The organism is Leifsonia sp. SIMBA_070 (assembly GCF_046534635.1).
Lineage (GTDB): Bacteria > Actinomycetota > Actinomycetes > Actinomycetales > Microbacteriaceae > Leifsonia.
Genome location: NZ_JAWRYK010000058.1, coordinates 1 through 386, shown reverse-complemented (window position 1 = coordinate 386; position 386 = coordinate 1). Strand labels below are relative to the sequence as shown.

General features: G+C 40.2%; 1 protein-coding gene. It reads right to left on the bottom strand.

The window, feature by feature from the left end:
- Positions 1 to 386, bottom strand: a 386-nt coding sequence (locus SB754_RS19395; RefSeq protein ID WP_410784037.1) for a hypothetical protein, incomplete at both ends; no start/stop codon positions are given.

The following is a 386-nucleotide window of genomic DNA, read 5'->3' as shown; positions in this document are numbered from 1 at the left end:
TTGGGCCGATCATCTTTACGAATATTGATCTTAAAGAAACCTTCATGAATGGGTTCTTTGATATAGCCTGCTTCGAACAGGAATTTTAAAAAACTCTTAATGATGGTTGTCTTTCTGGATAATGCGGCAACGGAATAGGCTCCTTTGGTTAAGACATAGGGGCTTTTTTCTGATAACCATTCCTGATACCTTCGAATGTGCCGGGTAGATAGTGATTTAAAGAGGGAACCTTCCACAACTTTTTCCAAGTCTACATGGATTTCCACTGAATACGTGAGTAATTGTTCAATAAATTGAAGAAGTTCTCGCTCATAGGCTTGGACGGTGCGGGTGGACTTTTCATGTTGCTGTTTTAAATGTTCTCGTCGTTGAAGAAACCACTGGAG